The organism is Streptococcus sp. UMB0029, from assembly GCF_002871495.1.
In the GTDB taxonomy this organism is placed as follows: Bacteria; Bacillota; Bacilli; order Lactobacillales; family Streptococcaceae; genus Streptococcus.
The window spans coordinates 116,959-128,510 of the sequence record NZ_PNGD01000003.1 but is presented as its reverse complement, the minus strand read 5'-3'; the positions used below and the strand labels follow the sequence as shown (position 1 = coordinate 128,510).

The window sequence follows — 11,552 nt, the reverse complement described above, 5'->3', positions numbered from 1 at the left end:
TCTAACTTATTTATTCAAAACAATATCTACCATTTATTCTAAGTTCTATTTTTATTTATGTCATACGTTTGACAGTTTTTTCTCTTTTTTAACATAAAAAACTTGATTTTTTAGTCGAAAACGGTTACTATTAAAAGTGATAAGATTTTTGGAGGAATGAAAGAATGGAATGGACAACCGAGCGTCGTTACAGACTTTATCAAGATTGGACGCAAGAAGAAATTCAACATATAAAGGAAAATATGGCACAATCTCCATGGCATACTCATTACCATATCGAGCCAAAAACAGGACTTCTCAACGACCCAAACGGCTTTTCTTACTTTGATGGGAAGTGGATTGTTTTTTATCAGAACTTCCCTTTTGGTGCAGCCCACGGTTTAAAATCTTGGGTGCAGCTTGAAAGTGATGATTTGGTTCACTTTAGAGAAACTGGAGTCAGAATTTTACCTGATACTCCATTAGATAGTCACGGTGCCTACTCTGGTTCTGCCATGCAGTTTGGTGATAACTTGTTCCTATTTTATACAGGAAATGTCCGCGATGAAAATTGGATCCGTCACCCATACCAGATTGGAGCTTTGATGGATAAAGAAGGCAAGATTACCAAGATTGACGAAATCTTGATTGACCAGCCAGCTGACTCTACTGACCACTTCCGCGATCCGCAAATTTTTAACTTCAAAGGTCAATACTATGCTATCGTCGGTGGACAGGACTTGGAGAAAAAAGGCTTCGTCCGTCTCTACAAGGCTGCCGATAATGACTACACAAACTGGCAAGCAGTTGGTGACCTTGATTTTGCTAACGACCGCACTGCCTATATGATGGAATGTCCAAACCTGGTCTTTGTAGGCGAGCAACCTATCCTTCTCTACTGCCCACAAGGATTGGATAAAGATGTTCTAGACTACGACAATATCTATCCAAATATGTATAAAATCGGGGCTTCCTTTGACCCAGAAAATGCTAAAATGGTAGACGTGTCTCAACTTCAAAACATGGATTACGGTTTCGAAGCCTATGCTACCCAAGCCTTCAACGCTCCTGACGGACGCGCTCTAGCAGTTAGCTGGCTTGGATTGCCAGATGTTTCTTACCCATCTGACCGTTTTGACCACCAAGGAACCTTCTCTTTGGTCAAGGAACTCACTATCAAAGACGGTAAACTCTACCAATACCCAGTCCCAGCTATCAAGGACCTTCGTACTTCTGAAGAAGCCTTCTCAAACCGTACTCAAACAAAGAACACTTACGAACTTGAACTCAACTTGGAAGCCAATAGCCAAAGCGAGATTGTCTTACTTGCTGATCAAGAAGGCAAGGGACTTTCAATCAACTTTGACCTTGTAAATGGTCAAGTGACAGTGGATCGTAGCCAGGCTGGTGAACAGTACGCTCAAGAATTTGGGACGACTCGTTCTTGCACAATCAATCATCAAGCTACTACTGCTACTATTTTTATCGACAAGTCTGTCTTTGAAATTTTTATCAATAAAGGAGAAAAAGTATTTTCTGGTCGTGTCTTCCCACATGCGAATCAAAATGGGATCCTCATCAAATCTGGAAACCCAACTGGAAGATACTATGAATTAGATTATGGTCGCAAAACTAACTGATGTCGCCAAACTTGCAGGTGTCAGCCCTACTACCGTTTCTCGGGTTATCAATAAAAAAGGCTATTTATCAGAAAAAACCATTCAAAAGGTCAATGAAGCCATGCGGGAATTGGGCTACAAACCCAACAACCTGGCTCGTAGTCTACAAGGAAAGTCCGCTAAGTTAATCGGTTTGATTTTCCCCAATATTTCCAATGTTTTCTATGCAGAATTGATTGATAAGCTGGAACACCAACTCTTCAAAAATGGTTACAAGACCATCATCTGCAATAGTGAGCATGATTCTGAAAAAGAACGTGAATATATCGAAATGTTGGAAGCCAATCAGGTGGACGGCATCATTTCTGGTAGTCACAACTTGGGAATTGAAGACTACAATCGTGTGACGGCACCGATTATTTCCTTCGACCGAAACCTATCACCAGATATCCCTGTCGTTTCCTCTGACAACTATGCTGGTGGGGTTCTTGCAGCCCAGACCTTGGTTAAGACAGGAGCCCAGTCTATCATCATGATTACAGGGAATGACAATTCTAATTCGCCGACTGGACTGCGCCACGCTGGTTTTGCTTCCATACTCCCAAAAGCTCCTATTATCAATGTTTCCAGTGACTTTTCTCCTGTCAGAAAAGAAATGGAAATCAAGAATATCTTGACTCGTCAAAAGCCAGATGCCATCTTTGCTTCGGATGATTTGACAGCTATTCTGGTCATTAAAATCGCTCAGGAACTGGGCATTTCTGTCCCAGAAGAGCTCAAGGTCATCGGCTATGATGGTACCTACTTTATCGAAAATTACTACCCTCAACTGGCTACTATCAAGCAACCCTTGGAAGAGATTGCCTGCCTCACTGTTGACCTCCTCTTGCAGAAGATCGAAGGCAAGGAAGTCGCGACAACAGGTTACTTCTTACCAGTTACTCTATTACCAGGAAAAAGTATTTAATACTCTTCGAAAATCTCTTCAAACCACGTCAGTGTCGCCTTACCGTAGATATGGTTACTGACTTCGTCAGTTCTATCCACAACCTCAAAACAGTGTTTTGAGCTGGCTTCGTCAGTCTTATCTACAACCTCAAAGCAGTGCTTTGAGCAACCTGCGGCTAGCTTCCTAATTTACTCTTTGATTTTCATTGAGTATAAGCACAAGAAAACTCAGACCGAATTCGTCTGAGTTTTTTATGATCTTAAGTTTTCTAGATAGCGCTGGGCTGTCTCTAAGTTAAAGGTTTTATCTGCGATGAGGCGCTCTACTAGGGGAGCAACCTCAGCCTCACTGGCACCTGCTAGAAGAGCTAGGGATTTGGCCTGCAATTTCATGTGACCTTGCTGGATCCCTTTACTCACCAAGGCTTTGAGGGCCGCAAAGTTTTGGGCGAGACCGATAGACACAATAATCTGAGCTAATTCTTTGGCAGAAGGATTTCCCAGTAGTTCGTGACTGAGAGCTACACGAGGGTTGAGGCCGATAGAGCCACCCTTGGTCGCCACAGGCATTGGCAGGGTCATCTGGCCGACCAATTCTTCTCTATCAACGTCCAGTGTCCATTGACTAAGACCTTGATAGCGGCCATCTCGACTGGCAAAGGCATGGGCCCCAGCTTCGATGGCACGCCAGTCATTTCCAGTGGCGATTAAAATGGCATCAATACCATTAAAAATCCCTTTATTATGGGTAGCAGCTCGGTAAGGATCAACCTGCGCAAACTGGCTAGCCAAAGCCATTTTCTCCGCAATTTCCCGTCCTTGATCCTTTTGACGGCTCAAGTAACGAAAGGCGATGCGGCAGCTTGCAGTCACCAGAGAATCGGTCGCGTAGTTGGACAGGATTCCCATGAGACTCTGTCCCTGACTGAGTTCTTCTAAGACTGGTTTCAAGGCTTCCAGCATGGTGTTGAGCATATTGGCTCCCATGGCTTCTTGGGTATCGACATGAAGATAGACGACTAGAAAGTCTGTTTCGCCTTTAATCTGCTCTACATGTAAATCACGCGCCCCTCCTCCACGTTTAACGATAGAAGGATAGGCTTGATTGGCAAGTTCCAAGAGCTCAGTCTTTTTGTTTGCAATCTTCTCTTGCGCTTGTTCAGGATTAGCAACTTGATAAAGAGCTACCTGCCCAATCATCTGACGCTTATGGACTTGTGCAGTAAAACCGCCTGCACGCTTGATGATTTTACTGGCATAGCTGGCCGCCGCAACCACTGACGGTTCTTCTGTCACATAGGGCACTGTGTATTCCTGACCATTGACAAGAACCTCTGGAACCAGCGAATAAGGCAGAGAAAAAGTTCCCACTACATTCTCACTAAGCTGGTCTGCCACAGTCACGCTAATCTGTTCATCCTGATTCAAACTCGCTTGCTTGTCAGGACTAAGGAGCGCCTGAGCTTGTAACAGCTCGAGGCGCTCATGGTATGATTTTTTAGAAAATCCATTCCAACTTATCTTCATTATTTTTCAACCTTGCTATAACGGCGTTGGTGGTCCACAATTTCAACCAAGGCATAGTCTTGATTTTCAAAACCTGCAAACTGGGCAGAGTTTGTTTCATCCAAGTCCACTTCCTCAAAGAAGATCTTTTCATAGTCGACGACAGATAGGACAGTACGTTGGTTGAGCTTGTTCAAGCGGTCTTTATCTAGATAAGCTTCATAACCTTCAACCAATTCACCACTGAAAAACTCAGCCACAGCACCACTTCCGTAACTATAAAGGGCAATTTTATCTCCAGCTTTCAGGCTCTCTGTATTTTCCAAGAGAGACAAGAGTCCTAGGAAGAGGGAACCTGTATAGATATTCCCTACCTTTTGACTGTAGAGAATAGACTGGTCAAAATGCTTTTGCAAGAGGTCTTTTTTCTCTTGAGGCAGGCTCTTATCCATGATTTTTTTCAAGCCTTTTAGCGCTAATTTAGGATAAGGCAAGTGGAAGCACACAGCCGCAAAATCATCTAAAGTAAGCTGGTAGCGTTTTTGGTATTCAAGCCAAGTCGTTTTCAAACTATCCAAATATTGTTGGGTAGAATAAACACCATTTACATAAGGGGTTGTTGAGTAATTTGGACGCCAGAAATCCATGATGTCACGAGTCTGAGCGACATTGTCATTATTAAAGGCCATAATGCGTGGATTTTGTGTAATCAACATAGCCACACTTCCAGCACCCTGAGTTGGTTCTCCTGGAGTTTCAATACCGTATTTGGCAATATCACTGGCAATGACCAAGACCTTGGACTCTGGAGAATTTTCTACATGCAATTTGGCATAATGGAGTGCAGCTGTTGCTCCATAGCAAGCTTCTTTAATCTCGAAACTACGAGCAAAAGGCTGAATGCCAAGCAAACCATGCACAAAGACGGCTGCAGCTTTACTCTGGTCAATTCCTGACTCGGTAGCCACGATGACCATATCAATTTCTTGTCTTTCTTGCTCAGTTAAAATAGAGTCACTAGCGCTGGCCGCCAAGGTCACGATATCTTCAGTTAGGGGCGCAATACTCAATTCTTCGAGTAAGAGTCCTTTGCTTAATTTTTCAGGGTCAATTCCCCTCGCTTCTGCTAAGTCTTGTAATTTCAAGACATATTGACTGGTCGCAAAACCAATCTTATCAATACCGATTGTCATATTTACCTCTGTTTTATCATTCATGTAAAAAATCGTTCATTACTATTTTATCACAAATAGCAGTAAAAGAGAGAAAAAAGACTTGATTCACCAAAGCAAGTCTCTTGTTAGTCTAACGATTTTGATGTTTTCGTAAGTAGGAATACAGTCTAAGAATCACTGTTCCACTAGCCATGCCAATAGAAATTACCAGAGCCAGCATGACAACCAAGGTTGCACTAGCAATGGCATGACTATAATCCCCCGTCACAAAAAAGGCAGTTGTCCGATAAGAAAGATAACCTGGAACCAAAGGTGCCAAGATGGCCAAGATAAAGACCACAGCAGGGGTCTTATAAAGAATACTTAGAATCTGGCTGATACAAGAACCGATAATAGCCGCAATGAAGGTAGCTACAATGATATTGGTTGGTTCCTTGAGCAAGAGATAGATTAGCCAGACAGCCATGCCCAAAATCCCTCCAGGTAAAAGCATAGAGCGTTTCACATTGAGTACGATTAAAAAAGTGATAATAGCAAGAAGACTTGCTACTGCTTGTAATAAAAAGGTTGTTAGTGTCATATTAGTTCATCAATACCAAGGCGACAGAAGTTCCTGCCCCTAAAGCAAGGGTAATGAGTAGGGATTCAAACATCTTACTCATACCAGAGTTTATGTGGTTGGTCATGATATCCCGAACCGCATTGGTCAAGGCAATACCTGGTACAAAAGGCATGACCGCACCAGCTATAATCAAATCTGCCGTTGAAGGAAAGCCTGTGTAGCGAGCCCAAAATTGGGCAATCATCCCAAAGACAAAAGCTCCAGCAAAGGCTATAACAAAAGGAATTCGGATAAACTTTTCCACATATAGGGAAAAGGCAAAACCAAATAAAGTAGCCACTCCTGCCCCGAGTGCGTCGTAGATATTTCCACTAAACATAACCGAAAAGAACGGAGCACTAAAGGTCGCAGCCAGAGTCACCTGCACCTTGGTATAGGGAAGCGGTTGAGCTTGCAAGACCGTCAATTGCTTGAAGGCTGTCTCTAAATCAATCTGCCCCTCAACCAGCTGACGAGAAATTTGGTTGACATCGCAGACTTTTTCGATGTTATAAGAAGAGGAGGTCACGCGCTTCATTCGCGAAATATTGGTATTTTCAATCGAGAAAAAGATAGCGGCAGGCATGGCAAGAACATTGCAATCCACAATCCCCTGCGAATGCGCAATACGAATCATAGTATCTTCTACACGATGAATCTCTGAACCACTTTTGAGAAGAATGGTTCCTGCTAGCATAATCACATCAATGACGGCATTTAATTCTTTTGATTCTTCCATGCTTGCCTCCTTTTATCAACTCCCTCTATTCTATCACAAATCTGGAGTCAAAAAAAATCTTTGCCATGAAATCATGACAAAGATTCGTTTAATCACGTGAATTTTCGTGGTTGCCTTCACTACTTGACTGATTAGTAGGTGCATTCCCTCGTTGATTTCCTTGTTGGTTCCCCTGACTTGGTGTTGTAGTAGAACCTTGGTTTCCACGTTGGACTGGTGCTGATGATGACGTTGACGGCGGTGTTTTTGGCTTGTAAATTGAAATCTTGACACGCGTCTTCGTCAAATCAACCTTTTCACCTGCTTTTGGACTCTGTTCAACGACTGTACCTTCAGCAGTTCCAGCAGGAGCTGTCGACACTTCTACAACTTCAATATTGGCTTCTTTAATACCGACAATTTGAACGAGATTGTTTTTAGTAAATTCAAGACTAGATCCTATATAACTTGGCATAGCAACGCTGGTTACTTTCTTAGCAACGGTTAAGGTAATCGTTGAGGCCTTGCTCAAATCATAGGTTGTTCCGGCAGCTGGACTCTGTCTGAGAACAGTTCCTGCTTCACTCTCACTTGATTCTTCTTCCTCGATCTTGATGAGATTTTCAGGAACCTTCTTCTGCTTGAGTTCCGCGATAACATCTGTCGATTTACGGCCGATATAGTTACTCAATTGGAAAGATTGCTTGCCTGATGAGACAACCAAATTGATTTTCGTTCCTTCTTTTCGACCAGTCCCAGCGCTAGGATCTGTACGGATAATCCGCCCTTCTTCCACCTTTTCACTAGCCTCTGATTTCTCCTCGCCAATCTCAAAATTGGCTTTCTTGAGCGTTTCCTTGGCTTCCGCAACTGTCTGACCTGCCACATCTGGAATGGCAATGGTTGCAGGAGTTCTGGATAAAATCCAAATAAGAGAAGCTGCTACCAATACAATGCTGGCCAACAAAATCATATAGCGAACTCTAAATTTCCGTTTCTTAACAGGCTTGCTTGAATAATTGTCTTCTGAAACCTGCTGACTCGGCTTCGCAGTCTGTGGCTTCGGACTTTGTGTTTGCACCTTAGGAATCGAGGTCAAGGTACTCTGGGATACTTTTGGTAGAGTCTTGGTGTCCGCCTTAGTCGCATCGTCAAAGACCAGCTTTGGTTCATTACGACGATTATAAGATAAACTACTCGACAAGTCCACATACATTTCAGCTACTGATTTGTAGCGATCTGTCAATTTCTTAGCAGTTGCCTTAATAACAACATTTTCCAAAGCCTGAGGCACAGATGGATTTTCAGCTATAACCGATGGCAATGGTTTCTGGAAATGCTGGAGGGCGATGGTCACCGCGCTATCCCCATCATAAGGGATATGGCCTGTCAGCATCTCATAGAAAATAATCCCCATGGCATAGATATCACTCTGTACAGTCGCCTTCGAACCACGCGCCTGCTCAGGTGACAAGTAATGAACTGAGCCCAGCATAGAGTTAGTCTGAGTCAGACTCGTCTCTGCAAAGGCTACTGCAATCCCAAAGTCTGTAACCTTGGCAGTCCCATCTGGTGTCAAGAGGATATTTTGAGGTTTTAAGTCCCTGTGAACAATTCCTCTGGTATGGGCCAAACGCATGGCTAGGAGGATTTGTCCCATAATACGGACGGCTTCTTCATTAGAAAGAGGATAGTGTTCCTTGATATAACGTTTGAGGTCTAGTCCAGCAACATACTCCATTGCAAGATACTGTTGACCGTCTTCCTCACCAATATCTGTTATCCGAACGATATGAGGATGGTCTAGATCTGCCATAGCTCTCGCTTCACGCTGAAAACGAGCTACAGCTATCGGGTCCGTCTGGTAGTTGGTCCTCAGGACCTTCACTGCCACTTCTTCTCCGTCTAGAATTAAATCCTTGGCCAAATAGACATCTGCCATGCCTCCTCGGCCAATCTGTTTCACAATCCGATAGCGTCCGGCAAAAATCTTGCCGATTTGGATCATTCTGCATCCTCCTCGTTCATAGAAACAAGGGCAACCGTAATGTTGTCTAAACCTCCTGCATTGTTAGCAAAACGCACGAGCGTCGCTGTTTTATCTGCCAAAGGAATATCACTGGTTACAATATCACAAATCTCACTGCCTGAAATCATGTTGGTCAAACCATCACTATTGAGCAAGAGATAGTCTCCTGACTCAAGAGTAATTATTCCAAAATCAGGTTGAACTTCATCTTTTTGACCGATAGACTGGGTAATAATATTTTTCTGTGGATGGCTAGCTGCTTCTTCTGGCGTCAATTGGCCAGCCTTGAGTAATTCATTGACCAAGGAATGATCGCTAGTTAACTGGTGGTATTCTTCTCCACGAATCAAACCGATACGAGAATCACCAATGTGGGCATAGATAGCCTGATTGCCAATAATAGCAACAGCTTCTAGAGTTGTTCCCATTCCTTTATAGGCATCATCTTGTCCAAGTTGGTGAATCTTTTGATTTTCAATTTCTAGGTAATTGCCGAACCATTCACGCACTTCATTGACTGTATCGATCTGGGTATCAACCCAAGCTATACCTAGGTCTGTTACTGCCATTTCACTAGCAATATTTCCTGCGCGATGACCTCCCATCCCATCAGCTAAAATAATCATGGTACGCCCAGCTCTATTGACATAGTGGTTGACATAGTCTTGGTTATTTGTTCGTTTCTGACCAACATCTGTTAATAATGAAATTTCCATGTGTCAGTTCCTTCCTAATCTGATATCTTGCGAAATTGACTGATGAAGAATCCATCACTTCCATACAATTCAGGTGTAATGAGGATACAGCCGTCTTTCATGATATCCTTACATTCATGTTCTAGTTTTACCTGCTCGAACTCAGGATGACTTTCTAAAAACGCTTCAACGACTTGAAAATTCTCCTCTGAGACAATAGTACAGGTACTATAAGTTATTATACCACCTTTGCCTAGTGTTTGACAAACACTACCTAATATTTCTAGCTGAATTTCCTGTAAGGACGCGAAATCTGCCGTTTCTTTATTGTATTTGATGTCTGGTTTTCGGCGCAAAAGACCGATTCCTGAACAGGGAGCATCTACCAAAATCTTATCAAAAGAAGCCTGACCAAAAAACTCATGCACCTTTCTGGCATCCAATTTTTGCGTTTGAACCCGATCTGCAACTCCCAGACGTTGAGCATTTTCTTGGATTAAGTCCAACTTGTGATCGTACAAGTCCAGAGCAGTAACCTGACCTGTCGTGAGATAAGAAGCTATATGGGCTGTTTTCCCACCCGGAGCCGCACAGGCATCAAGCACTCGCTCATCTCCCTGCAAATTCAAAGTTGGCGCAACCAGCTGACTGGACTCGTCTTGGATAGTAATGGCTCCATCCGCAAACAAATCATGGCCTGCAAAATGCCCTTGCTCCTTAACCAGACCAGAAGGAGACAAGGATGAATCACTGGCCTCCAACAAGGCTTGTATTTCCTCTTTTCGTCCTAGATCTGTTACACGAATGCTGGCCTTGTTACGCACCAAGAGACTTTCAAAAATAGCCTTCGCTCGCTCCTCTCCGTATTCTTCCTTAAGTTTAGACACAAGCCACACTGGGAGAGAATAGGCAATGGAATCACGCTTGTTTTTTCGCTTGATGCTGGCAATATCTGGCCAGCCTTCACGCAGAATACGACGAAGGACGGCATTGACTAATTTTTCACTGCTTTTTTTACGGAATTTAGCCAATTCCACCGCTTCATTAACCACAGCATGGTCTGGAATTTTGTCCAAATAGCGGAGCTGGTAGGCACTCATAAGAAGCAGAACATAGAGCCAGCTGTCTAACTGGTCTCTGTCTTCGATAAAGTGGGATAGGTACCATTCCAGAGTCAGTTTACGGGCTACCGTTCCATAAACCAGCTCGGTCACCAAGCCCTTGTCTGCTACAGAAAGTTGGCTTCCCTTGAGATACTTATTTAAGGCAATATTTGAGTATGCTTGATTGATAAAGACATCCTCTAGCACTGCCAAAGCTAGACTTCTAGCCGTTTCTACTTTAGTCACCAAATCCTTCTCCTACTGTCAATGTCCGTCCAACACCGTTGAGGAAGGAAGCAATGTCCATCTTAGGTTTACCAGCTGGCTGAACTTGTTTGAGGGATAGAGCTCCTTCAGCCGTTGCGACAATCAATTCTTTCTTGCCGATAGAGAGAATCTCTCCTGGATTTCCCTGACCATCTACTGGTAGGGCTTCATAAATCTTAAAGCGGTCTCCCTTAAGGAAAGTATGGGCAACAGGCCACGGGTTCAACCCACGGATTTGGTTGAAAAGTTGACGATTGCTTTTATTCCAGTCCAGTTTTTCTTCCTCTGGCTTGATATTTGGCGAGAAAGTGACCTGACTTGGATCCTGCGATTCAGGTTTGATATCACCAGCAATATAGGCAGGTAGAGTATCCAAAAGCAAATCACGACCTACAAGAGCTAATTTCTCGAACAAGGTTCCAACATTATCCTCATCTGTTACAGGGATGCTGCGACGAGAAATCATATCTCCTGCATCCATTTCCTTAACCATCTCCATAATGGTCACACCTGCTTCCTCATCTCCTTGAATCAAGGCATAATGGATAGGCGCACCACCACGGTGTTTTGGAAGGAGGGAAGCGTGAACATTGACCGCAAAATCCATGCTATCAAGGAGTTTACTTGGGAGAAACTGCCCAAAAGCAGCAGTCACAATTCCATCTGCTCCTAAATTCATAATAGCTTCCATCTCTGGACTTCCAGATAATTTTTCAGGTTGGTAGATAGGAAGTCCCGCTTCCTTGGCAGCCTGCTTGACTGGAGTTTCTTGGATCACTTTTTTACGCCCAACAGCACGGTCTGGCTGGGTCACAACGGCTAGAATCTCATAGCGATCATCTGTCAAAAGTCCTTTTAAGACAGTTGCTGAAAAGTCGGGTGTCCCCATAAAGATTAGTTTTGTCATATCTT

General features: G+C 43.5%; 10 protein-coding genes. 2 read left to right on the top strand and 8 right to left on the bottom strand.

Features of this window, described 5'->3' with window-relative positions:
- Nucleotides 1–164 precede the first annotated feature (164 nt).
- Together CJ239_RS02680 and CJ239_RS02675 are read left to right on the top strand one after the other, a co-directional pair.
- A complete protein-coding gene (locus tag CJ239_RS02680; RefSeq protein ID WP_102210452.1) occupies nucleotides 165–1,619 on the top strand; it encodes a sucrose-6-phosphate hydrolase in 1,455 nt (484 codons plus the stop codon).
- On the top strand, nucleotides 1,600–2,565 hold the full coding sequence (locus tag CJ239_RS02675; RefSeq protein WP_102210451.1) for a LacI family DNA-binding transcriptional regulator: 966 nt from the start codon (nucleotides 1,600–1,602) through the stop codon (nucleotides 2,563–2,565). The genes CJ239_RS02680 and CJ239_RS02675 overlap by 20 nt, the downstream gene beginning before the upstream one ends.
- Before the next feature lie 233 nt (nucleotides 2,566–2,798).
- Here CJ239_RS02675 and CJ239_RS02670 read toward each other — a convergent pair whose 3' ends face one another.
- From CJ239_RS02670 to fmt, 8 genes are all read right to left on the bottom strand, one after another.
- Entirely contained in the window at nucleotides 2,799–4,073 is a 1,275-nt protein-coding gene (locus CJ239_RS02670; protein WP_102210450.1) for a hydroxymethylglutaryl-CoA reductase, degradative, read from the bottom strand.
- The gene (locus CJ239_RS02665; protein WP_180958191.1) at nucleotides 4,073–5,245 is read right to left on the bottom strand and encodes a hydroxymethylglutaryl-CoA synthase; all 1,173 of its coding nucleotides are present in this window, start codon (nucleotides 5,243–5,245) and stop codon (nucleotides 4,073–4,075) included. The genes CJ239_RS02670 and CJ239_RS02665 overlap by 1 nt, the downstream gene beginning before the upstream one ends.
- Nucleotides 5,246–5,357: 112 nt before the next feature.
- Nucleotides 5,358–5,807 (bottom strand): threonine/serine exporter family protein, encoded by a 450-nt coding sequence (locus tag CJ239_RS02660; protein WP_102210448.1) that lies wholly within the window; start codon nucleotides 5,805–5,807, stop codon nucleotides 5,358–5,360.
- Nucleotide 5,808: 1 nt separating this feature from the next.
- Entirely contained in the window at nucleotides 5,809–6,567 is a 759-nt protein-coding gene (locus tag CJ239_RS02655; protein WP_102210447.1) for a threonine/serine exporter family protein, read from the bottom strand.
- An 88-nt stretch (nucleotides 6,568–6,655) separates the two neighbouring features.
- Nucleotides 6,656–8,554, bottom strand: coding sequence for a Stk1 family PASTA domain-containing Ser/Thr kinase (gene pknB / locus CJ239_RS02650; protein ID WP_102210446.1), 1,899 nt, complete (start codon nucleotides 8,552–8,554; stop codon nucleotides 6,656–6,658).
- Nucleotides 8,551–9,291 (bottom strand): Stp1/IreP family PP2C-type Ser/Thr phosphatase, encoded by a 741-nt coding sequence (locus CJ239_RS02645; RefSeq protein WP_102210445.1) that lies wholly within the window; start codon nucleotides 9,289–9,291, stop codon nucleotides 8,551–8,553. Before CJ239_RS02645 ends, pknB begins: the two co-directional genes overlap by 4 nt.
- Before the next feature lie 14 nt (nucleotides 9,292–9,305).
- Entirely contained in the window at nucleotides 9,306–10,619 is a 1,314-nt protein-coding gene (gene rsmB / locus CJ239_RS02640; RefSeq protein WP_180958190.1) for a 16S rRNA (cytosine(967)-C(5))-methyltransferase RsmB, read from the bottom strand.
- Nucleotides 10,612–11,547, bottom strand: coding sequence for a methionyl-tRNA formyltransferase (gene fmt / locus CJ239_RS02635; protein ID WP_102210443.1), 936 nt, complete (start codon nucleotides 11,545–11,547; stop codon nucleotides 10,612–10,614). The genes rsmB and fmt overlap by 8 nt, the downstream gene beginning before the upstream one ends.
- Nucleotides 11,548–11,552 lie beyond the last annotated feature (5 nt).